Annotated in this window: 1 protein-coding gene; it reads right to left on the bottom strand. The window is 64.2% G+C overall.

The genetic code is table 11. From position 1 onward, the window contains the following. Positions 1-3: 3 nt before the first annotated feature. Positions 4-26,580, bottom strand: a complete 26,577-nt coding sequence (locus tag AC2ETI_RS00745) for a non-ribosomal peptide synthase/polyketide synthase (RefSeq protein WP_483633446.1) — start codon at positions 26,578-26,580, stop codon at positions 4-6. Positions 26,581-26,716: the final 136 nt, after the last annotated feature.

Here is a 26,716-nt window from a genome sequence, read left to right as displayed (position 1 = left end):
GGTTCAGACACCCCACTGAGCGATAACTTCCCGCAATCGTACAGCTATGGTTGCCGCCGGACCCGGTTCGATCATCTGGTTGTGTTCACAATCGACTTCGGTGACTCGAATGTCGCCTTGCACAAACCTTCGCCATTCGGCCACGTCGTGTCCGTTCTCCGTAGATCTTCCGGCTACGAAGAACTCGATGGCTCCAAGGTGGACAGGCGGTTGGTGCCGATTCGTCAATTCGACGGAGTGGGAGTAACCGCGACTGATCCGCGCTAGATGCTCCGCTTCGATTCCGATTCCGGCGCCCAGGGTCTGCTCCAGCAATTCCGCCGCTTCTTCGAAGGTTTCGACGGTCTCGGATCCCGCCGGCATCGCGAGCCCGGCCAGTAGTTCGGAGACCGAGAGTTCTGCGGGCTGATCGGAATCCGACGACGGATAGCTGTCGAGGATCGACAACGTCACGTCACGTCCGCTCCGAGTGAGACTGTGCGCCACGGCGTGTGCGATGACGCCGCCGAGCGACCAGCCGGTCAGATGGATCGGGCCGGTCGGTGCCACGGCTGCAATGCGATTCGCGTAGTCGTCGGCGAGTTCGGTCAGCGAGTCGAAGCTGGGTCCGCCGCTCAGGGACGGTAACTGAAGACCGTAGACGGGTTGATCCAGCTCGAGGTGCTTGACGAATTCTGCATAACCCCAGGACAATCCGATACCCGGATGGACGAAGAACAGTGGTGCTCGATCGGATCCGGCGCGCAGCGTGATCATCGGGGCGAGCAGATCCGAAGAATCGTCCGGAGTGTGTGCGTCCATTCCGTCGGCCGCCCGGGCGACACCGGCAGGTGTCGGATCCAGGAAAAGCGATTGCAACGGCACTCGCATCCCGAGGCGCTTCTCGAGTTCGATGGTTATTCGAGTGGCGACGATCGACGTTCCTCCCAGTTCGAAGAAGTCGTCGTCGACGCCGATGTGCTCGTGACCGAGCACGGTCTCGAAGATGTCGACGACCGTTCGTTCGGTGTCGTTGGTCGGCGGCGCGTACGGGACTGTACGACGCTCGAAGCTCGGCGTCGGCAGTGCTTTACGGTCCAGCTTGCCGACCGGTGTCACCGGAATTCGGTCGACGACGACAATCGCGCCGGGAACCATGTGCGCAGGCAGGCGAGAAGACAGGTGGCGGCGAAGCTCCCAGTCGTCGACGGTCTGTCCTTCTACAGGCTGGATGTAGGAGGCGATCATCGTCTCCCCCGACGGTGCTTCGTGCCCAAGTGTTGCGGCGAAGTAGACGGATGGGTGTGCCATCAGGACTGAGTCGATTTCGCCGAGCTCGATGCGGAATCCGCGGACCTTGATCTGGAAGTCGCTGCGGCCGAGGTATTCGAGTGTGCTGTCGGAGCGCCAGCGCACCAGGTCGCCTGTGCGGTACATCCGCTGGCCTGGTTCGCCGAACGGATCGGCGACAAATCGGTCGGCGGTGAGGTCGGGACGATTGTGGTACCCGCGGGCGAGTCCGGGGCCGGTCACGTACAGCTCCCCGATGACTCCTACTGGCACGGGCTTGAGGTGCCCGTCGAGGACCAGGCCGGCAAAGCCGATGGCCGGTCGGCCGATGTTGATGTCCTTGCCCGGCCGCATGGGTTCACTGACGCTGGCCTGGATGGTGGATTCGGTAGGTCCGTATCCGTTGAACATGCGGCGGTCGCGGCCCCAGATGTCCACGAGTTCGGGTGGGCAGGCTTCGCCACCGACTGCGAGCACGCGGAGTTCTGGCAGCGCGGAGCTTTCGATGGAGCTGAGCGCGGTCGGCGTGATGAACGCGTGTGAGACGTGTTCGTCGGCAAAGATTTCGGCCAACTCGGATCCGCCGAAGACCGTGGGTGGGATGACGACCAGGCAGGCTCCGCTGCCGAACGCCATCATGAGTTCGAAGACCGAGGCGTCGAAGCTCGGTGATGCCAAGTGAGAGATACGCGAATAGGGCTGGACGTTGAATCTCTGATGTTCCTCGGCGTTGAGGTTGGACAAACCGAGGTGGGTGACGATGACGCCCTTCGGCTTCCCGGTTGAACCCGAGGTGTAGATCAGGTACGCGGGATGCCCGTGATGCAAGGGGATCGTGCGGTCGAGGTCGGTGATCGCGGCGGCGCTCTGGCCGTCGATCTCGTCGACGGTCTGCGCTTCATCGAGGACCATCCACTCGACCGTGTCGGGAAGTTGACTGCGGTGAGCGTCGTCGGTGATGCCGAGTACGGCCCGCGAATCGTCGAGCATGTGGTTGATGCGATCGTCTGGATAGTTCGGGTCGACCGGCAGGAATGCTGCTCCGGTTTTCGTGACCGCCCAGATGGCGACGATCTCCGCCGTGGACCGCGGCAGACCCAGCGCCACAAAATCTTCGGGTCCGACACCGCGCCGGCACAACGCTCGAGCCAGCTTCGTCGATTCCTCGTCGAGCTCGCGGTAGGTCATCGACCCCTCGCGACTCGAGAGAGCTGGAGCATCCGGGTTCGAGGCGACTGCCTCGGCGAGGATCTCCGGCCACACCTGCACGCGAGTCGCTGCTGCACCGGATGCCGGCACCAGGGCTGCTGTTTCGTCGGCGGCGAGGATGCCGATGTCGGCGATACGTGTTGCGGGTTCGCGTCCGACAGTGTCGAGGATCAGACGCAGGCGGTCGGCAAAGCGCCGAATGGTGGCGGGTTCGAAGAGATCGGTTGCGAAGCCGAAGGCAGCGGACATCCCGGCCGGGGCGCCGGACTCGTCGAACTTCTCGTCGACGATCAGTTCGAGATCTTCCTTCGCGTATTCGGTTTCCACGGTGAGGCCTTCGATATCGAGGCCGGGCAAGTGGAAATGCGCTGGTTCGTTGTTCTGAAGTTCGAGGGCGACCTGGAACAACGGTGAGTACGACGTGGATCTGGTCGGATTGATGACGTCGACGAGCCGTTCGAATGGCAGATCCGAGTTCTGGAATGCGGCCAGATCGATTTCCCGGATGTGTTCCACCAGTTCGGCAAACGTGATGTCGGGGTCGACGCCTGTGCGCAGGACCAGCGTGTTGACGAACATTCCGACGAGATGGTCGAGCGCTGCCTGACCGCGGCCGGCGATCGGTGTGCCGATGGTGACCTCTTCGGCGCCGGACAGTTTCGACATCAGCACGGCCAGTGCGCCGTGCAGAGCCATGAACATCGTGACACCGTTTGCCCTGGTGAGGTCCGCGAGGGCGCGGTGGGTGTTGGCGTCGATGTCGAAGGTGAATCGGTCACCGTGGAAGGTCTGTTGTACGGGCCGCGGGTGGTCGGTGGGCAGTGCGATGACGTCGTCGAGGCCGGCGAGTTGCTCACTCCAGTAGCGCAATTGGCGACTGATGACGGATTCCGGATCGTCTTCCGATCCGAGGACGCGGTGCTGCCACAACGTGAAGTCCGCGTACTGCACTTCGAGTGGCGCCCAAGTGGGTTCGGTTCCTGCCGTGCGCGCCAGGTAGGCCGTCATCACGTCGCGTGCGAGCGGCGCCATCGACGAACCGTCGGCGCAGATGTGATGGACCACGACAAACAGAATGTGAACGGGTTCATCGGTGTCGAGGCGGAAGAGCGCGACGCGCAGCGGCAGGTCCACCGATACGTCGAAACCGGTCGTGGCGAGTCGTTGCATGCGCTCTGCGAGTTCGTGCTCTCCCAACGTCATTTCACGGACCGGCGGTACGGCCTCGTCGGCGGTGAGCACTTTCTGAATCGGATCGCCGCCGACGGCGGGGAACACCGTCCGCAGGGTTTCGTGCCGCTCGACGACGTCGGCGATCGCCTGTTGCATGGCGGTGACGTCGAGGTCACCGGTGAGGCGAACAGCTAGTGGGATGTTGTACGCGGCTGAGCGTGTGTCGAACTGGTTCAGGAACCACATGCGCTTCTGCGCCAACGAGAGCGGGACGTTACCGTCGCGCTCCATGGGAGTGAGCGGCACAGTGCCGACCGCAGTGACAGCGTCGGAAAGCCGTTCGGCGAGCTGAGCTGTCGTCGGTGCCTCGAAGAGCACGCGCACCCCGACGTCGATGTTCAGTGCGGAGTTGAGCCGCGAGACCACGCGAGTGGCGATCAGCGAGTTGCCGCCGAGTTCGAAGAAGTTGTCGTCGACGCCTACCTGCTCGACGCCGAGTACATCGATGAAGGCGTCGGCGATCCGACGCTCGAGGCTGGTGCCGGGAGCCCGGAATTCCACGCCGGTTCCGGTGAACTCCGGGGTCGGCAACGCTTTTCGATCGAGCTTGCCGACCGCGGTGCGCGGTAGCTCGTCGACGATCATGATGCTGGCCGGAACCATGTGCGAGGGAACACGTCCGGCGAGGTGCGCGGTGATCTCTGCGCCGGTCAGCGTCGACCCTTCCTCGACGGTGAGGTAAGACGCGAGAACGGTTGCGCCGGCCGGTCCGTCGACGCCGAGTGTCACGCAGTTCGTGACACTTGCCATTGCAGTGATCTGGGCGTCCACCTCACCGAGTTCGATACGGAATCCGCGAATCTTCACCTGGAAGTCGCTGCGGCCTACGTACTCGATGGTGTGATCGCTTCGCCAGGAGGCGATGTCACCGGTGCGGTACATCCGGTCGCCTGGCTTGCCGAAGGGGTCGGCGACAAATCGCTCGCTGGTCAAGCCGGGACGCCGGTGGTATCCGCGAGCCAGGCCGATGCCGGCGATGTACAGCTCGCCGGGAGCTCCGACGGGCACCGGTTGCAGGCGCGAATCGAGGATCATCTCGTGCACACCGCGGATCGGGCCACCGATCGTGATGGGTGCACCCACTGTCATGGGTTCGCTGATGTCTGCCATGACGGTTGTCTCGGTGGGGCCGTAGGCGTTGACGAATTCCCGCCCGGGTGCCCACAGACCGACGAGGTGCGGTGGCAGAGCCTCTCCCCCGACGACGACGTGCCGGAATTCGTCCAGGCCGGCCGGATCGACGGTGGCGAGTGCCGCCGTGGTGACGAACGCGTGAGTGACGTGTTCGCGGCGGATCAGACTTGCCAGTTCGGCGCCGCCGTAGATGTCGGTCGGGACGATCACCATGGTTGCTCCGACACCGAATGCCTGCAGGTACTCGAAGATGGCACCGTCGAAGCTGGGGGTGGCGAAGTGCAGGGTCCGAGAGTGGTGATCGGCGTGGAATCGACGTTGCTGATCGAGCGCGAAGCTGTCGAGTCCGGTGTGGGTGACGACAACTCCCTTGGGTCGGCCGGTGGATCCCGAGGTGTAGACCACGTAGGCGGCGTTGTCCATGACCACCGGTGCAAGCCGTTCGTCCTGGGCGATCGGCAGCGTGCAGCTTGTGGCGACGTCGTCGTCGAATGCTTCCTCTCCGAGCACCAACCAGGACACGATGGGTGGCAATGTGTCGATGGCGTCGACGACGGTCAACCCGAACAACACCTCGGAGTCGCTGAGCATGTGTTCGATTCGGTCGGCCGGATAGGTGGGGTCGACGGGGACGAACGCTGCGCCGGTCTTGGCCACTGCCCACACCGCGAGTACTGATTCGACGGATCTTTCGATGCCGATGGCCACCGACGTCTCGGGCCCGGCGCCGCGGCGGATCATGGCTCTGGCCAACTGGTTCGAGCGTCGGTCCAGTTCGATGTAGGTCATGGAACGGCTGCCGGCCGAGAGCGCGATGCGGTCGGGATATGTGGCGGAGACGTCGGCGAGTATTTCCGGGAGCGTACGAGCGGAGCGACCCGGGGATCCGAAGACCGGCGCAAGATCACGGCTCTCGAACTCCGTGAGAACCTGCAGGCGGGCCAGCGGCTGATCCGGCGCCGACGCCAGCTGCTCGAGGACGATGCCCACGCGCTCGGTGATCTTCGCGACTTCGCGGGCGGAGAAGTGCGTCGGCAAGTACTCCATCTTCAGGTTCAGCGTGTCACTTTCCGACGCGACAACGGCAATCGGATAGTGCGCCGAGTCGCGTCCGTCGATGCCGAGGACGTGCATTCCCGCGATGTCGGTTTCGGCGGTCAGGGCTGCCTCGTCGACGGGATACGACTCGAATACCGTCAGGGTGTCGAATGAACCGGCGGCGCCCACTGCTCCCGCGATGTCCGACAGTCCGATGTGGTGGTGGTCGAGTAGTGACGCTTGCTCGGATTGGACGCGAATGGCCAGTTCCGCGAGGGTTTCTCGGGCGTCGAGGCGGATTCGCACGGGCACTGTGTTGATGAACAAGCCGACAATCGATTCCACACCGGACACCTGTGGTGGGCGTCCGGAAACGGTTCCACCGAAGACGACGTCGTCGCGGCCGAGGAGTTCGGCGAGCACGATTCCCCAGGCCACTTGGACCAGGGTTGCCATGGTCAATCCGCGGCTTCGCGCGAACGCCCGAAGGGTCTCGGCTCGTTCGGTCGGCAGCGCGTACGAGTGAATGTCACTGGCAACGGTTTCGGCGGCGGTGCTCGCTTGCGAGAGTTGGGTGGATGAGTCCACTCCTCGTAGCGCTTCCTGCCAGGCTCGCAGAGAAGAGTCGGGGTGCTGCTTCGAGATCCAGGTGAGGTAGTCGCGATATGACTGAACTCTGGGCAGAATCTCGGGGTCGCCGTCGGTTGCGTAGAGAGTGAGCAGGTCTCGAAGTAACAGAGGGGTTGACCAGCCGTCGAGCAGGATGTGGTGGTTCGTCACGACGAAGCGTGCTGTGTCCGGTCCGAATCGTACGAGCATGAACCGGATCAGGGGTGCTGTTTCCATGTCGAAACGCTGAGCGCGATCACGCTCGAGCAGCTGAGCGAACGCGACTTCACTGTCCTCGGTCCCGGACAGGTCGATCTCGGCCCAGCCGATCTCGACACCGGAACGGATTACCTGCAGCGCCCGCCCTCCCGGCGCGGAGGCAAATCCCGCGCGCAAGCTCGGATGACGATCAACCAAGGCCTGCGCGGCGCGACGCAGGCGCGGTGCCTCCACCCGACCCCCGAGCTCGAGGGTCAGTTGCACCATGTACGGATCGATTTCCGTTTCGTCGAACTGGGCGTGGAAGAGCATGCCCGACTGCAGCGGTGACAGTGACCAGATATCGGTCAGGTCGGGGAACCTACGCTCGAGCTGTTCGATGCTCTGCTGATCCGCGGTGACGAGATCGAGATCGGTGGGCGTGAGCTCGCGCTCGGAGTGTTCGTCCACGTATTCACTCAACGAGCCGAGTGCTCGGGACCAGAGTTCCGCCAGTTCCGTGACTTCGGCTTCGCTGAGGATGCCGCGGGGGAAGGACCACGTAGCGCGCAGAATCGGACCGTGCGCGGTGTCGGTGGTGACGGCATTGATGTCGAGCACCGACGCGGCGGCAAGATCTCCGCTGTGCGCTTCGTCGAGCGTCACTTCCGAGATCGGCAGCCACGGCACCTCGCCGTGCTCGGGGTCCGAGCCGGCAAAACGTCCGAGGTAGTTGAACGAGATCTCAGGTGTGGGCAACTCCTGTAGTTCGTCGTTTCGGTCGAGGTACTTGAGCATCCCGAACCCGATGCCGTTGTCCGGCAGACCGAGCAGCGTTTCCTTGACGACTTTCACAGCGGAGGCCGCGGTTGATCCCCCGGACAGTGCATCGACGACATTGAGTCCGGTGAGATCGATCCGGACGGGGAACAAGGTGGTGAACCAACCGACTGTGCGCGAGAGGTCTGCGCCAGGCGCTGCGTTCTCCTCGCGCCCGTGTCCCTCGAGATTGACGAGCACTTCCCCGCTGCGCTGTCCGCGCGATCGACGCCAGGCGGTGACGGCAATCGCGAGAGCAGCAAGCAGCCCGTCGTTCACCGAGCCTCCGAAATGTCGTGGCACCGCCGAGATGATGTTCTCGGTCACCGAGGTCGGTACGTCGACGCTGACGCGGTCGACGGTGGCTCCGACGTCGACCGCGGGGTCTAGCCCGCGCGTTCCGAGCATTGGTTCGTCGGTCCGCATCCTCGACCACAGGTCGATCTCGTCGCGTCGATCTGCGGCGGTCTCGGCGAGCGCTGTCGCCCAGCGACGTATCGACGTTCCGCCGGGCGGAAGAATCGGTGTTTCGCCGTCGAACGCCGACGCATATGCCGTGACCAGGCCGGGGACCAGCATTCGCCAGGACACACCGTCGACCGCGAGGTGATGAAGTACCAGGAGCAACCGTCCCGCCTCAGGCCGGTTGCCGTTCGCGCTGACCGGATCCAACCAGACTGCGCTGATCATCTTGCCGTGCTCGGGATCGAGTCGGCTGGATGCGTCCTGCATCGCGGCTTCTGCCGCGCGCAAGAATTCTTCGCCGCCGGTGGACACGATAGGGGTTCGGTGCAAGATGTCGGAGGCTGCGACGGTGCCGGGTTCGCTGATCTCGAGTTGGTGAGTCGCGGCCTCCAGACGTGCCCGCAGTACGTCGTGGCGGTCGAGGATCGTTTGTAGTGCGCGCTCCAGCGCGGGGCCGGACACATCCGCGGGCAGTGCGATCAGCGCGCTCTGGCTGTAACTGCGGATCGTGCTCAGGTCACCGCGACTGCGTTCGACGAGCCACTCCATGATCGGTGTGAGCGGTAGCGGGCCGGCTCCCCCGCCGGGTAGCTCAGTGAGAACCGGTGCGGTTTCCGATGATTCGATGAGGAGGACCTTGGTGAGGCCGGCCACGGTTTTCGCTTCGAAGACGTCCCGCGGAGTGAAGATGAGGCCTGCGGACTTCGCCCGTGAGACGAGTTGGATCGACATGATCGAATCGCCGCCGAGGCCGAAGAAGGAATCGTCCACTCCGATACCGCCCCGCCCCAGAACCTCTCCGAAGAGATCCGCGAGGACCGCTTCGGTGGCGGTGGCTGGTGCCCGCGTCGCCTCGGTTGTTCCCGTCACGGTGAAGTCCGGAGCCGGGAGGCTGCGTCGGTCGAGCTTTCCGTTGACCGTCAGCGGAAGTGATTCGAGGACGACGATCGCGGTGGGCACCATGTACTCCGCGAGTTCGGCGGCGACGAAGTCGGTCACCGTCGCTGAATCGACGGTACTGCCTGTTTCGGCGACCACGTACCCGACGATCCGCGGTGACGCTCCCTCTGTTCGAACAAGTGCTACCGAGGCAGCGACGCCGGGGCAGCGGAGCATTGCGGCTTCGATCTCTCCGAGTTCGATGCGGAAACCACGCACCTTCACCTGGAAATCACTGCGGCCCACGTACTCCAACTGCCCCGCGTCGTTCCACCTCGCCAGGTCCCCGCTCCGATACATTCGATCCCCCGAACTACCGAATGGATCGGGAAGGAACCGCACCGAAGTCAATGCGGGTTTCCCGAGGTATCCCCGAGTCACCTGGTCACCGGCGACGTACATTTCGCCGACAACACCTGGTGGCACCAGGTTCAGTCGCCGATCGAGTACGTAGACGGACAATCCTGGTACTGCTCGCCCGATGATGCTCGCCGACGCGTGCTCGCTGTCGTTGCGGTCGAGCGCGATTCGACTGACGTGCACTGTCGTCTCGGTGATCCCGTACATGTTGACCAGCGTCGGCGCCGTGTCGGCCCGCCGGTCGTACCACTTGCGCAATTGCCCGAGATCGAGCGCTTCTCCACCGAAGACGACGTAACGCAGTGCAAGGTCGGGACCGGTGCCGTTCGGTGAGTACGCACGGTCGGCTTCGGCGAGTTGGTAGAAGGCGGTGGGTGTTTGGTTCAGCACCGTCACTCGCTCACGGCGGAGCAGTTCGTGGAACATGTCCGGCGATCTGGTCGTGTAGTAGTCGACGACGACCAACCGGCCACCGTGCAGCAGTGGCCCCCACAGCTCCCAGACGGAGAAGTCGAATGCGTACGAGTGGAACATCGTCCACACGTCCGTGTTGTCGAACCCGAATGTCGGGGAGGTGTTGTCCATCAGAGTCAGAACGTTTCGGTGGCTGACCTGGACACCTTTGGGGCGCCCTGTGGATCCGGAGGTGTAGATGATGTACGCGATCGCGTCGGGCAGAAGTGGTGTCGTCCGGTCCGCGTCGGTGATGCGATGTGGCGCGGAGTGATCGAGGCGTACCGCGATCTCCGGCGATCCGAGTTCGACGATGTCGATGCCGGATTCGATGATCTCCGAAGGTAGGTCGCTTCGGAAGTCTCCGGTCGTGACCAGGCATACCGGCCGCGCGTCGTCGAAGAGGAATCGCATGCGCTCGGCCGGGTAGGTGATGTCGACCGGCAGGTATGCCGCCCCGGTTTTGATGACGGCGACGAGGGCGAGCACGAGATCGGTGGTTCTGGGCATCGCAACGGCAACCACGGATTCCGGACCGATACCGCGGCCGATCAGGAGCCGCGCCAGGCGGTTCGCGCGCCCGTCCAGTTCGGCGTACGTCATGGCGCCGTCGCTGTCGTTGACCGCGGTCGACGACGGATGTGCTGCAACAGCTTCGAAGAATCGGTCCGCGATGTTGTCGGCCGGAGCCGGTTCGGCGTGAGTGTTCCACTCGGTCAGCATCTGTCGACGCTCGCCGGCGCCCACGACGTCGATGTCACCGGTAGGAGTCGACGGCTCTCGGGAGACCGCCTCGAGGAGGGTGAGCAGTCTGCGCGAGAACGACTCGATCAATCCATCGTCGAACAGGTCTGTGGCGTAGATGAATTCGGCGTCGATTCCATCCGTTCCGCCATCCGCGTCGTAACGCTCGGTGACCGAGAGTTGCAGATCGAACTTGGCGACGGGTAGGTCGAACTCGACTCCCGAGACCGACAGACCTGGCAGTTCGAGTTGCGGTAGCGCGTTGTTACGGAACTCGATGAGGATCTGGAACAACGGAGTGTGCGACGTCGAGCGTTCCGGGGCGAGTGCGTCGACCAACCTTTCGAAGGGCAAGTCGGTGTGTTGGAACGCGCCGAGGTCGCCTTCGCGAACCTGGGCGAGTACGTCCTCGAACGACGCGTCGGGCGTGATCTGTGTCCGCAGCACAAGAGTGTTGACGAACATTCCGACCAGGTGATCGAGTTCGGCCTCGCCGCGCCCGGCGACAGGTGTACCGATGGCGATGTCCTCGGTACCCGCCAGGCGTGCCGCAAGTACCGCCAGTGCTGCGTGCATGACCATGAACATGGTGCTGCCGTGCTCGCGGGCCAGATCGGTCAGCGCCCGATGGGACTGCGGCGATACCGCGAACCGGTGAACAGAGCCGACCATGGACGGCTTTGCCGGACGTGGGAACGACGTCGGCAGGGCGATCGGCTCGCCCAGTCCCGCGAGTCGGTCCTTCCAGTAATCGAGCTGACGGGTCAGAGCCGAGTCCGGATCTTCCTCGGAGCCGAGCACTTCGTGCTGCCACACAGCGAAGTCGCCGTACTGCACGGCCAGTTCCGACCAGCTCGGCGCACTGCCGGCGCTGCGGGCCGCATAGGCCGCTGCCACGTCCGCTGCCAGGGGGTTCATCGAGAACCCGTCGGCGACGATGTGGTGGACGACGATCACGAGTACGTGCCTGCGCTCGTCCCCGTCGACGCGCAGGACCGCGCAGCGGATCGGAACTTCGGCCGAGGCGTCGAAGCCTGCCGAGGCCAGCTCGAGGATTCGATCGGACACTCTGGCAGCAGTGACGATTTCCGGCTCCAGGATCGGCATGACCTCGTCGCTGGACATCACCTGCTGCACCGGCTGTCCGTCGATCGAGGGGAACTTCGTCCGCAAGCTCTCGTGGCGACCCAATACGTCCGCTACCGCGGCCTGCAATGCGGCGAAGTCCAGATCGCCGTCGAGGCGCACTGCCAGGGGAACGTTGTAGGCCGGCGAGGTCACGTCGAACTGGTTGAGGAACCACATCCGCTTCTGTGCCAATGACACGGGCAGTGGATCCGGGCGAGATCGCCGAGTCAACGGTGGTCTGGGGTTCTCGCCGCGGCCGACACTCTCCGCCAGACGAGACAGCTGCCGAACTGTCGGAGACTCGAACAATCCTCGAACGCCGATGTCGGTGCCGAGAAGTGCGTTGACGCGGGCGATGACGCGGGTCGCGGTCAGTGAGTTTCCGCCGATGTCGAAGAAGTGAGTATCGATACCGATCGGGGACACTCCGAGCACGTCCTCGAAAACGCCCACCACCAGCCGTTCGAGCTCGGTCGCCGGTGCAGCGAGTGTTTCGGCATCGGTGTCGAAGCGAGGCGCCGGAAGAGCAGCCCGATCGACCTTGCCGACGCCGGTCAGTGGTAGCTCGTCGAGCACGACGACGCTCGCTGGCACCATGTGTGCCGGCAGTAGCTCCCGTGCCGCCGCCCGGATGTCCTCGGCGCTCACCGGGCGTTCGTCGTCGCAGACGACATATGCCGCCAAGGCCTGCTCGTCGGAGGGTCCGCGCACCGCCAATGTGACCGCGTACTCCACACCGGGCAGCTGACCCAACGCCGTGTCGACCTCGCCGAGTTCGATACGGAACCCGCGGATCTTGACCTGGAAGTCGCTGCGTCCGAGGTACTCGATGGTGCGGTCACTGCGCCAGCGCACCACGTCTCCGGTGCGGTACATCCGCTCCCCCGGCTCGCCGTACGGGTTGGCGACAAATCGTTCGCTCGTCAGCGGTGAACGCCCGTGATAGCCGCGCGCGAGTCCAACTCCGGCGACATACAGTTCGCCGGGAACTCCGACGGACACCGGTTGAAGTCTGCGATCGAGGACGACCTCGCTGAAGCCGCGGTTCGGCGGCCCGAGATAGACCTTCTCACCGGCTGGGATGGGGTCACTGAGGTTGCAGGAGATGGTGGTTTCGGTGGGTCCGTAGACGTTGACGAACGATCTTCCCGGCGCCCAGGTGCGCACCAGGTCCGCCGAGGGCGCCTCGCCACCGACCGTGATGGTGGTCAGTTCGTCGAGTCCCTCGGGATCCACCGACGTCAGCGCTGCGGGCGTGATGAACGCGTGCGTGACATGTCCCTCTCGGAGAACGTCGGCCAGTTCGGCCCCTCCGTAGACGGTGGTGGGAGCTACGACCAGTTCGCCGCCGACGGCGAAGGCGAGCAGATACTCGAGAACGGAGGCGTCGAAACTCGGCGAGGCGAAATGCAGCGCGCGTGAATTCTCCGTGAGACCGTAGCGATGACGCTGTTCGTCGGCGAAGTTCTCGAGACCGGTGTGCGTGACGACGACACCCTTGGGCCGGCCGGTCGAGCCCGAGGTGTAGATGAGGTAGGCAGTGTTCTCCAGCCGCGGGGTTCCCCGGCGCTCGTCTTCGCGTAGCGGTGACGTGGACACTCCGGAGAGCCGAGTGGCGTTCGCCGAGTCGTCGAGTTCGAGCCACTTCGTTGCGCCACCGCCGGCCGGTGCGTGTGCAGCCGTGGTCATTCCGAGCGATGATGCCGAGTCCTCGAGCATGAACGAGATCCGGTCACTCGGGTAGCGAGGATCGATCGGCACGAAGGCGGCACCGGTCTTGGTGATCGCCCAGACCGCTGCGACGGATTCGAAGGACCGTTCCACACAGATCGCCACCCGTGAGTCCGGGCCCGCGCCTTCCGAGATGAGCACGCGCGCCCACTGATTCGACGCCTCGTCCAGCTCTCGATAGGTCATCTTTCTGTCACCACAGGACAGTGCGACCCGTTCGGGGAATCTGCTCGCGGTGTCCGAAAAGATGCGATCGAGTGTCCTTACCGAGCGGCCTTGCCGGCCGCGCGCGGGAACCAATTGCTGCACTTGCGAATCCGGCATCAAACGCAGTTTCGCCAGCGGAAGATCCGGTTGTGCGGTGATCAGTTCGAGGGTACGGAGCAGCCGGTCCGCGATCGCGTCGATGTCGTGATCGCCCAGGACTCCCGGGAAATACTCGAATTTGAGCCGCAGTCGCCCGTCTGCCGCAGAGGCAACGATCGCGAGTGGATAGTGCGCGGCATCCTCGGCGTCGTGGACGTCGAGAACGTGCATTCCGGCGATGTCGGTGCCCGAGGAGAGTCCACCGCGGTCGACGGGATACGACTCGAACACAGTCAGCGTGTCGAACGATGCAGCGGCCCCCACTGCCGAAGTGATGTGCGAAAGCCCCACATGATGGTGATCGGACAACCGCGCCTGTTCCGCTTGGACACGAACGCACAGCGCTGCCAGTGACTCTCGCGGGTCGAGGCGAACTCGGACGGGGACAGTGTTGATGAACAAACCCACCATCGACTCGACGCCGGACACCTGGGGTGGTCGGCCGGAGACGGTTCCACCGAAGACGACGTCGTCGCGGCCGAGGAGTTCGGCGAGCACGATTCCCCAGGCCACCTGGATCAAGGAGGCTGTCGTCAGGCCACGGGAGCGGACGAATCCACGCAGAAGTTCCGTCTCACGTTCTCCGAGGGCTGTGGTGGTCGAGCGTGAGGTGGCGCCGTCCTCGTCGACGGCGTGAGTTCCGGTGAGCAGCGTCGGGTCGTCGAGTCCGCGGAGTGCTTCGCCCCAGGCTTCGATCGACACGCTGTCGTCGCGAGTGCTGATCCAGCTCAGATAGTCCCGGTAGGGGTGCACGCGTGGGATGGCACTGTGATCACTGTCGGTGGCGTAGAGCGTCAGTAGGTCACGGACCAGCAGCGGCATCGACCATCCGTCGAGGAGGATGTGGTGGTTGGTCAGGATCAACCGATACGCGTCGTCTCCGGTTCGCAGAAGCAGGAACCGCAGCAGGGGCGGCGTGGCCATGTCGAAGCCTCGCACCCGATCCGCATGGAGGAGCTCGCGTATCTCGGTTGCCTGTTCGGTGGGGGCCAACGGAGAGATGTCGATCTCGGTCCACGGCACGTCCACGTCGGCGCTGATCACCTGCACCGATCGCCCACCGGTGTCGGTCGTGAACGCAGCTCGCAGGTTCTCATGACGGTCGAGCAACGCCTGTGCGGCGCGGTGCAACCTGGACGCGTCGACGCCGTCGAGTTCGAGTGCGAGTTGGACGGTGTACGCGTCGACTGTGTGTTCGGCGTAGCGGGCGTGGAAGAGCAGTCCGGATTGCAGCGGTGAAAGGGACCAGACGTCGGTCAGTGTCGGGAACTCGCGCTCGAGGTGGTCGATGGACTCCTGGTCCAGTTCGATCAGGTCGATGTCCGACGGTGTGAGTCCCCCGCGTTCGCTGTGTTCGGCGTAGGTGGCCAGAGCGCGCAACGACTGCACCCAGAGTTCGGCGATGGCGCGAGCATCGCGCTCTGCCAGCACGCCGGTGGGATAGGCGATAGTGGCACCGATGTGCGGTGCACCCGAGATTTCGGTGGTGACGACATTGACGTCCAGGACCGAACCCACGGGCATCTCGGACCGAGCTGCCGCTTCCAGATCGACGTCGCGGGCCAGTGCCCAGTCCCCCAGCGACTCTCCTGCTTCGGTGCCGGAGAAACGACCGAGATAGTTGAAGGAGATCTGCGGTTGGCGGAGATCTTCCAGTCCCGCTCGGCCCACCTCGTCGAGATAACGCAGAACTCCGTACCCGATGCCGCTGTCCGGAACTCCCAACAGTTCTTCCTTGACCCGCTTGAGAACCACCGCTGCCTCGGGGCCGCTGCTCAACACGTTCGAGATGTCGATGTCGGCGAGGTCGATTCGCATCGGGAAGACACTGGTGAACCAGCCGACGGTGTGCAGGACGTCCGCACCGGGCACCACGTGAGCCTCGCGTCCGTGACCTTCCATCGAGACGAGCACGTTGCCGGTTCGTATGCCCTGTGCCTGCCTCCACTGCGTCAGTGCCAGCGCGAGAGCAGCAACGAGACCGTCGTTGACGGATCCACCGAAGAGCGCGGGAAGCGTGGTCAGGACTGTGTCGGACAGTTCGACGGGCACGTCGGCGACAACTCGGCCGACCGAATCGAACGTGTCGAGCCGCGGGTCCAGCGGCCGGGTTCCGATCAGGGGGTCGTCACCTTCGAGGATCGAACGCCACCGGGGCAATTCGACTCTTCGATCGGGCGCGATGTCACGGAGCGCATGCGACCAACGACGAACCGACGTGCCCGAATACGACGGCTCCGGCTCCTCGCCGGCGTCGATCCGGTGGAAAGCGGACGCAAGTTCCGGTACGAGCACGCGCCAGGACACGCCGTCCACCGCGAGGTGGTGGATCACCAGGAGCAACCGGCCGGTGTTGCGTACGCCGGACAACCAGACGACCCGCACCATCTCGCCCCGGACGGGGTCGAGTTCTCGACGTGCATCACCCAGGGCGGCGACGATCGCCGCGTCGAACACGGCGGTGCCCGGCTCGGCCTCGACCTCGACTACCCGGCAGATGTCCTCGGCTGCAACAGATCCCGGATCGCCGACTATGAGCCCGCGCTCGCCGTCGAGTTCGAGGCGCGCGCGAAGGATGTCGTGACGATCGAGAACGACTTGAAGCGCTGCGGTCAACTGCTCCACACTGCGAAGCCCGTGCGGCGCATTGAGAAGGGTCGCTTGGGAGAACGAATCGAGCCCCTGGAGATCGGAGCCGAGCCGGTCGAGCCACCACTGTGCCACCGGCAACAACGGCACGTGGCCGACGCCGCCTCCGGGAAGTTCCTCGAGCACCTCGGGTTCGTCGTCCTTGGTCGATGCCAGCAAAACCGCAAGACCGGCGACCGATTTCACCTCGAAGACGTCACGCGGGGTGAACACGAGCCCGGCGTCGCGGGCACGGGCGACGAGCTGAATCGACATGATCGAATCGCCGCCCATCGAGAAGAACGAGTCGTCGACGCCCACCGATTCGACACCGAGGACATCGACGAACAAGGCGGCCAGCGTGCGCTCGGTATCGGACTCGGCAGCCCGCGAGCGTGCCTGGGTTGCTCGCAGGTCGGGAACCGGCAGGGCTCGGCGGTCGAGCTTTCCGTTGGCAGTCATCGGCAGTTCGTCGAGCACGACCACCGCCGCAGGAACCATGTACGGGGCCAGAGCCGAACCCGCGAACGCGATGACGGCCTCGGGATCCACAGTCTGAGCATCGTTGGCGGGCACGACGTATCCGACGATTCGCGCGGCGCCTCCGTCACGTTCGAGCGTGGTCACCACGGAATGCGCGACCCCGGGATAGCGAGCCAGAACTGCTTCGATCTCGCCGAGTTCGATGCGGAACCCACGAATCTTGACCTGGAAATCACCTCGGCCCTGGTACTCGAGTTCGCCGTTCTTGTTCCACCTGGCGAGGTCGCCGGTGCGGTACATCCGTGTGCCCGCACTGCCCGCGGGATTGGGCACGAAACGTTCGGCGGTGGTGCCGGCGCGGTTGCGGTAACCGCGGGCGAGTCCGTCGCCACTGACGTACAGCTCCCCCGTCACTCCGACCGGGACGCGGTGCAGGCGATTGTCGAGGACCCACGCAGTGATGCCTGTCGACGGGCGGCCGATCGTCACTCGATCGGCCGGGGACATCGGCTCGGTGATGCTGGCGACGACCGTCGATTCGGTCGGTCCGTAGGCATTGATCATGATCCGGTGATCACTGACCCAGGCGGCGACGAGATCGGGCGGGCAGACGTCGCCACCGGTTCCGATGCAGACCAGCTCGTTCAGTTCGCTCGGATCGACCGTGGCCAGAGCGGCCGGGGTGATGAAGGCGTGCGTGACGTGCTGATCGGCGATCAGGCTCGTCAGTTCGGTTCCGCCGATGATGCTCGGTGGAGCGATGACCATCGTGGCCCCGGCACCAACGGCCATCAGGAGTTCGAGAATCGAGGCGTCGAAGCTCGGTGAGCTGAAATGCAGCGTGCGCGAGGTCGATTCCACCCCGAATCGAGTACGTTCCTGTTCGGCGAGTGCCGAAAGCCCACGGTGAGTGACCATGACTCCTTTGGGGACGCCGGTGGAACCGGAGGTGTAGATGACATAGGCGGGATTGTCCAGAGACACCGTCCCCGCCAGTTCCGAGGCCTCCAGCCGCTGATCTCCGAACTGTTCGAGGGTTGCCAGTGTCTCGGCCTGATCGAGCAGAACTGCGTCTGCCTCGTCGGGGACGACACCCACATGCTCGGCGGTGGTGAGGACGACGCCCGCTCCCGAGTCGTTGATCATGTGATGTACGCGGTCGACGGGGTACGCCGGGTCGACGGGTACGAATGCGGCGCCGGTCCGGGCAACCGCCCAGATCGCGACCACGGATTCCAGTGAGCGTGGCAATGCCAGGGCGACAACGGATTCCGGACCTGCCCCGCGGCCGATCAACAGTCGTGCAAGCCGATTGGCCCGGCGGTCCAGATCGGAGTACGTCAGATGTCGGTCGCCGAAAATCAGTGCAGTTCTCTGCGGTTCGTCGACGTACTTCCGCTCGAGCAACGTCGAGAAGTGAATCTGGCCGGGAAGTTCCGGTGCAGACACGACGCTCATCGTGTCGGTGTCGACCACGAGATCGATGTCGCCGACCGGCGTGTGCGGTGATTCGGTCACCGCACCGAGGATCCGAACAAGATATCGAGCGAAGCCTTCGACCGTCGACTCGTCGAACAGGGCGCTCGCGTAGGTGAACCCGGCCTCGATTCCCGCCGGCCGGCCGTCGTCGTCGAATGTCTCGGCAAGCGTGAGTTGCAGATCGAAATTCGAAACGGCGGATTCGAGTTCGAGGACCTCGACCTCGAGGTCCGTCAGACGAACTGCTGGTCGACTGGTGTTCTTGAACTCCAGCATCACCTGGAACAACGGTGAATGCGAAGTCGACCGCTCCGGAGCGAGCGCATCGACGACGCGCTCGAAGGGGACGTCTGCGTGAGCGAAGGCGTCGAGGTCGGTGCTGCGAACTCTGGCCAACAGATCGGTGAACGAGGCTGCGGGGTCGACATCGGCGCGCAGCACCAACGTTCCGACGAACATACCGACCATCGGATCCAGGAGGGCATTTCCGCGTCCGGCGATCGGTGAGCCGATCGTGATGTCTTCCATGCCGGACAATCTGGCCACGAGCACCGCGTACGCGGCGTGTATCGCCATGAACATACTGCTTCGGTGTTCGATCGCGGTTTCGCTCAGACGACGATGAATGCCGGCATCGATGTCGAATCGAACGACGCCGCCCGAGAGATCCTGTACGCGCGGCCGCGGGCGATCTGCGGGGAGCGCGAGAAGCTCGGGCACACTTGCCAGCTGACGTGTCCAGTACTCGAGCTGGCCGGCGAGGGTGCTCTCCGCTTCGTCTATCCGTCCGAGAGCCCTTTCCTGCCAGATCGCGAAGTCCGCGTACTGGACCGGGAGAGGAGACCAGTCGGGTGCCTCACCTCGATGCCGTGCCGAGTACGCGCTCATCACGTCGAACGCCAACGGTGCCATCGAGAATCCGTCGGCGCAGATGTGATGGACGACCACAGCCAGGACGTGATCTTCTGCGTCGACCTCGATCAGTTCCGCCCTGATCGGTGGAGCCTGCGTCACGTCGAAGCCCCTCGAGGTGACGCGTTCGATCTCCCCGAGTACCGCTTCGGTGCTCGCGCCGACAATCGGTAGCGACCCCAACGCTTCACCGGGTTCCACGATTACCTGCGCCGGCACTCCCTCGATCATGGGAAACAGCGTGCGCAGCGATTCGTGGCGATCGAGCACATCGGTGATCGCGCCTTCCAAGGCCGCAACGTCCAACCGGCCTCTCAGCCTGATCGCTATGGCCACGTTGTACGCCGCGGAGGTGACGTCGAATTGATTGACGAACCACATGCGCTTCTGGGCCAGCGACAGCGGAATCGACTGCGGCCGCGGCAACGCCTCGAGCGGAAGAACGGCTGCTCCCCCTCGCGCCGTGGCGCACTCGACCGCCAACTGCGCAACGGTCGGCGCGTCGAACAACTCTCTGATCGACAGGTTCAACGAGAGTGAATCGTTCACGCGCGCCACGGCTCGGGCAGCGACGAGACTGTTTCCGCCGATCTCGAAGAAGTTGTCGTGAACACCGACTGCCCCGGATTCCAGAAGCTCCTCGAAGATCGCCGCCAACTGTGCTTCGAGCGGTGTTCTCGGCGCCAGATACGTCTGCGAGCTGTCGAAGCTGGGAGCGGGCAGAGCTTTCCGATCGAGCTTGCCGGTCGAGCCGAGCGGAAACACGTCGAGGGCGATGACCACTGCGGGAACCATGTAGGCGGGAAGGAGACCTCTCAACTCGGCGCGCATGCCGTCCGTGTCGATCGAGGTGCCGGTCTCGGCGATGACGTAGCCGACCAAGCTGTCACCGACCACGTCGTCGTGATGGACGAGAGCAGCAGCTTGCGTGACACCGGGCAGCCTGAGCAACGCTGCTTCGACCTCGGCGAGCTCGATGCGCTGGCCGCGGATCTTGACCTGGAAATCGCGTCGACCGACGTAGTCGAGTAGCCCGTCGGCGCGCCACCGGACGACATCACCGGTTCGGTACATCCGGGTGCCAGCCGGGCTGTACGGATCGGCCACGAATCTGTCGGCGGTGAGATCGCTGCGCCCGAGGTATCCACGCGCCAGTTGCACTCCCGCCAGGTACAGCTCGCCGTGAACGCCGACCGGAACGGGATGCAGCCGCCCGTCGAGGACATAGAGCTGGGTGTTCCACACAGGAGCACCGATGGGAACGGTGACGGTCATGTCGGGGGTGAATTCGGCGGCGCTCACGTCGACGGCAGCCTCCGTGGGTCCGTACAGGTTGAACAATCCTGCAGAACTCAGACGGGTGAACGCCTCCGCGGTGGTGGGAGCGAGAGCTTCACCGCTGCAGAACACCTGACGCAGGCTTGCGCACTGCCCGGCAGTCGCGACCGCGACGAATTCCGCGAGCATCGACGGAACGAAGTGCGCCGTCGTGACGCCTTTTTCGGCCATCAACGCCGACAGGTACCCGGGATCACGGTGCCCCTCCGGTTCCGCGATCACCAACTGCGCACCAGTATGCAGGGGCCAGAACAGTTCCCACACCGAGACGTCGAAGGTCACCGGAGTCTTGTGCAGCACCACGTCCGACGCGTGAAGTGGGTACGCGTCTTGCATCCACAGAAGGCGATTGACGATCGAACGGTGTGATACTGCAACGCCTTTCGGCCGACCGGTCGATCCGGACGTGAAGATCACGTATGCAGCATTGTCCGGGAGGAGGGGTCGGATCCGATCAGCGTCGGTGATCGGCACCGTCGTGGACACGGGACGATCGAGATCGATGTCGACGATCGGGACTCGCGCGGGAAGTGCGCCGTGGTCCTGGGGCCGGCTCAGCACACAGATCGGTGCGGCGATGTCGAAGACGTACGCGATACGTTCGGCCGGATGGTCGGGGTCCACCGGGACATACGCCGCGCCGGCACGGATCACGGCGTGGACCGCGACGAGTAGTTCGGGTGACCGGCGAATCGACACCGCGACGCGCATGTCCGGGCCGACACCGTGGGCGATGAGGGTTCTGGCAAGTTCGCTGACCCTCGCGTCGAACTCCGCATACGTCAGTGTCCGCTCGCCGTAGATGAGCGCGGCCCCCTCGGGCGTCCGGGCTGCCTGCTCCGCCACCAGGTCGGAGAGGGTGGTGATCGGTACGGCGTGTTCGGTGGCATTCCAGCGCTCGAGGACCAGTTCCGCCTCGCCCACAGCTGTGAGATCGACGTCGCCGACGATTGATTCGGGGTCGGCCGCTACTGCGTCGAGGAGCATCGTGAAGCGATCAGCGAGGCCCGACATGGTGTCCGAGTCGAAAAGTTGGCTGGCGTAGTTCAACTGGCCGTCGAGATGGTCGCCGCGGTCGGTGAGAATGACCTGAAGATCGAACTTTGCTGCACCCGTGGACAGTTCGTCAACAGTGACGTCGAGCTCGGGCAAGGTGACCTCGGCGGGAGCAGCGCCTTGCATCACCAACATGACCTGGAACAGCGGTGCCTGGCGCTCTGCGAGGGATTCGACGAGTACGTCGTACGGCACTTCGGTGTGCTGCAAGGCCGCCACGTCGACGTCCCGGACGCGGGTGAGAACTTCACCGAAGGTGAGTCCCCCGTCGAGAACCGTCCTCAGCACCACCGTGTTGACGAACATTCCGACGACGTCGTCGAGGGCGCGCTCGCTACGCCCGGCCACCGGGGTGCCGATCGTGATGTCGTTCGCTCCACATTCTCGACTGAGCAGGACGGCCAGCGCTGCGTGGATCACCATGAACACGCTGACGTCGCATCGCGCCGCGATCTCGCCGACCCGGCGGTACGTCGCGGAGTCGATCCGGAAATCGAGATCTCCACCGCGCAGCGAGACACCTGCAGGCCGCGGGTGATCCATCGGCAGTTCCGCGAGCTCACCGCGTTCGGCGAGAGTGTGCGACCAGAACCGCAACTGCTCGGCGAGAATCGAATCCGGGTCGGATGCTTCGCCGAGCGCTCCTCGTTGCCATTCGCTGAAATCGCCGTACTGCACTTCGAGCGGCAACCACGCCGGTACACGCCCGCTCGCCCTCGACGCGTAAGCGACCATCACGTCACGAGCCAGCGGCGCCATCGACAGGCCGTCCGCTGCAATGTGGTGAACGACGAGGACCAGGGTGTGCTCGCGTTCGTTCACCTCGAGCAGAGTGGCGCGGATCGGCACCGATTCGCTGACGTCGAATCCCGTTCGTGCCAGTTCGCTCGCCCGCGCTGCGGCCGCTGCGGCAGGCACCGTTTCCACCTCGAGATGATCGAACATCTCGTCCACACCGAGAACGTGCTGGACCGGACCACGGGCGCTCTCGGGGAAAACGGTCCGCAAGACCTCGTGCCGAACGATCACGTCCCGCAGTGCGGTGAACAGTGCGTCGACGTCGAGATCGCCGGTCATCGAAACCGCGATCGGAATGTTGTACGCCGGCGAACTCGGATCGAGTTGATTGGTCAGCCACATACGTTGCTGAGCCAGAGATACCGGTATCCGGTCAGGGCGATCGATACGCGTCAGTGCTGGGGCGCGCGTGTTCCGCGAGTCCGCGAGGTCTGCGCGAGCAGCCAGAGCGGAGACGGTCGGCGCCTCGAAGAGGTCGAGAACGCTCAGCGTCGTCCCGAGTGCTCCGTTGACCCTCGACACGACTCGGGTCGCGATCAGCGAGTCACCGCCGAGGTCGAAGAAACTGTCGTCTGCTCCTGCCCTGGTGATGCCGAGCAGATCGCAGAACACCGCAGAAATTCGCTTCTCGGTCGAGGTCTCGGGGGCACGGTATTCGGCCGTGCCGCCAGCCGAATCGATGTCCGGTAATGCTTTCCTGTCGATCTTTCCGGCGGGAGTCAGTGGAATGGAATCGAGTACGACGATCCGCGACGGAACCATGTGCGCTGCCAACGAGGATCCGGCGTGGGCGATCAATTCGGAGTTGTCGATGTGCGTGCCCTCAGCCGCCGTGACGTACGCCGCCAACAGTGTTTCCCCACTCGGGCCCGAAACTCCGGCGGTGACGGCCTGCGCGACGCTCGGATGGCGGCGCAGTACGTCGTCGATCTCGCCGAGTTCGACGCGGAAACCGCGGATCTTGATCTGGAAGTCGCTCCGTCCGAGGTACTCCAGCTCACCCGCGCCGTTCCACCGCGCGAGGTCACCCGTGCGGTACATGCGCTCTCCCGCAACGCCGTTGGGGTCGGCGACGAATCGTTCGGCCGTGATCGTGGCTCGCGCGTGGTATCCACGCGCCAAACCGATACCGCTCACATAGAGTTCGCCGGCGACACCGATCGGCACCGGTTGAAGCCGCGAATCCAGGAGGACGGCCGCGGCGCCGCGCATCGGCTTTCCGATGGTGACGGGAACATCGCTGCTCAGCGGTCCGGTCAGGGTGGCGACGACGGTGGTTTCGGTCGGTCCGTACGCGTTGAACATCGAGCGTCCGTGTGACCACTGATCTACCAGCGCGGGCGAGCAGGCATCGCCGCCGGTCACGACCACTCGTAGATCCGGTAGGCCGGCGGGATCGACTGTTGCCAGCGCGGCCGGGGTGACGAAAGCGTGTGTCACCCGGCCGACGCGCATCACCTGGGCCAGTTCGTCGCCGCCGTACACGGTGGGCGGCGCTATCACCATCGTCGCCGCGCCGCCGAAGGCAAGGAGAAGTTCGAGTACCGAAGCGTCGAAGCTCGGCGACGAGAAATGCAGGGTGCGGTCGCCTGGTTCGACTCCGAACCTGATTCGTTCTTCGTCGGCGAAGCTGCTCAGCCCGCGGTGACTGACCACGACGCCTTTGGGGACGCCGGTAGATCCCGAGGTGTAGATCAGGTAAGCCGGGTCGTCGTAGCGCACGCGTGAGCGACGTTCGACATCGTCGAGCGGTGCGTCCGAGCGGTACGCGTTCGGTTCGTCGGTGTTCAGTTCGTCCAGAAGCAGCCAGTCCACCGAATCGGCGAGCCCGGCATGGTGCTCCCCCACGCTGATTCCGACAACAGCTCCCGAATCGGTGAGCATGTGCCGAATACGATCCTCGGGGTAGTGCGGATCGATCGGGAGGAAGGCGCCGCCGGTCTTGGCCACTGCCCACGTCGCGGTCACCGATTCGATCGACCTCGACAGTGCAAGGGCGACGTAGGTACCTGGGCCGACTCCCCTGTTGATCAGTTCGCGGGCGAGTGTGTTCGACTCGGCGTCGAGTTCCCGGTAGCTCACCTCACGATCACCGAAAACGAGCGCTGGGGCATCGGGGTTCACAGCCGCGGCCCGGCGGAGGATATCGGGCAGGGTCAACGGCGCGGACGCGGTCGCTCCCCGTGCCGGCATAAGGAACTCACGCTCGAACTCGTCGAGAAGATCGAGATCTCCGACCGACGTTCGCGGGGCTGCCGCTGCGCCCGCAAGGATCCGCACCAGTCGCGAGAGGAAGGCTTGGACCGTGGATTCGGCGTAGTGCTGCGTGGAGTACGCCACCTCGAGGGCGCCGGTATCCGCGTGGACGTCGATCGCCACATCGAGTCCGGCAATCGTGGTCTCCTGCGAGCCGTCGTTGAGATGGACGTGCAACTCGGGCAGCTCGGGGATACCTGCCGCCGATCGAACCAACAACGTGTCGCGTTCTCGAGCAAGAAAACTCACGAACTCGTCGAACGGCGCCGCCGGATCGACCTCGCAGCGCAGCGGCGAAGTCCCCCACTCGGTCCTCGTTCCGATCAACACGTCACGGCGCTCGGTCGATCTCGACAACAATGCCGCAAATGCCGCGTGGACAACGGCAAAGAGTGAGACATCTTCCGTACGTGCAAGTTCGGCGACCGCGGGATCGAGCGGGAAGCTGAGCCGATTCGTAGTGGTCGGCTCCGATTCTGCGTCGATTCGCTCGAGCCCCAGCGCCGAACCCTCGTCGGAGTCCCCCAGATATCCAGCCCAGAACCTTTCGGTTTCCCTCCGCTGCGCACTGCGTGCCCCGGCCTCGGCGCTTGCCGGATGAATCCGGTTCATCGGCGTACCGGCCGGTGCTGCTGTCAGTTCTGCGACCAACTCGGTGAACGCCCGGTGGTGTTCAACCAGTTCGTCGTGACCGTAGCGATTGGGGTTGCCACGAAAGTCGATCAACGTCTGAGCTGGGTCGCCACTCTGGTACACGTTGACCAGGAGATCCTCGACGGGCCCCGACGTGACGATGTGAAACTCGCCGGTCAGTGATCCCAGTGTTATCTCCTGCCGGAAGAGCATCACATTCATCATCGGACCGGACAGTCGTGCATCGCCGACCGCCAAGCCCGCATCGCGCCTGATGTCTTCGAGACTGCATCGCTGATGACGAAGCGCGCCGAGGAGTTCGAGTTGGACCCGCCCGACCAGATCGTCCACGCTTTCGTCGGGGTCGACGTGGATGTGAAGGGGCGCGACGTTGACCAGCATTCCGCCGGAGCGTTGCAGCGGTGCCGTGGTCCTCGCCGAGACCGGCAGATTTATCAGAACGTCGTCGTAGCCGGTGTTGCGAGACAAATAGCACGCCAGTGCCGAAATCAGCACCGCCGCCGCAGTGGCACCGGAACGCGAATTCCACTCGTCCAAGGCAGCAAGGCTGTTCGCCGACATCGCGGCACTGACGAGTTCGCTACGCGCAGTCGGAGGTCCCTCACGCGTTGCCAACGTAGAACCGTGCTCGACGCCGGACACTCGCTGGGCCCAGTATTCGCGGTCGGCCTCGAACCGACTCGATTCGCGGTACTTCTGATCGAGTTCGGACAGCGTCGTGACGTCGAGCGCCTTGTTTACCGCAGGCTCCCGGCCCTCGACTGCTGCGGTGTAGATCGCGGCAATTCGATTCACTATCGTCATTCCGCTGTATCCGTCGAGAGCAACGTGGTGAATCCTGGTGTACCACAAGTAGTCTCGATCACCAGTTTGGAGAATTGTCATCTCGACGAGACGATCACGCGTCAAGTCGAGCGTCGTCGCGTAATCGTTGTCCATCCACTCCGACGCAGCCTGCCGAGGGTTCTCACGCTCGCGGAAGTCGAAGTAGTCGATACCCGGATCGATCGTGAAGTCCACGATCTGGCACGGCTCACCATCGGGGTACATCAACCGCAGAAATGGCGACTCGAACTCGTGGGCGGCCTCCACTGCAGCGCGGCTGAGCAGTTGCATGTCCAGGTCGCCGTGGAACTCGATGTACTGCGCAATGAAATACGGCACCGTCGGGTGAAGTTGCTGCGCAAACCACATACTGCGCTGCACCGCTGACAGGGGAAACGCCCCTGCCGGCAGGCTTCGCGATCCGGTCAGCGGATCGATCCTCTTGCCGGTATCCATCACGACCACCCCCACACAGCGTTGTGACGATCAGCGCCGGGAACTGTGGCTCGGGGATTGAAGAGAAACATCGCACCGCCTCGATATCGAGTGGAAACCATGTGGCGATCCTGCGAGAGCGCAGCCGAAGGTCATC

It is taken from the genome of Rhodococcus sp. MurmanLake-1 (genome assembly GCF_056945715.1).
Note: the sequence above shows the minus strand (reverse complement) of the source record. Positions and strands in the feature narration are given on the sequence as shown.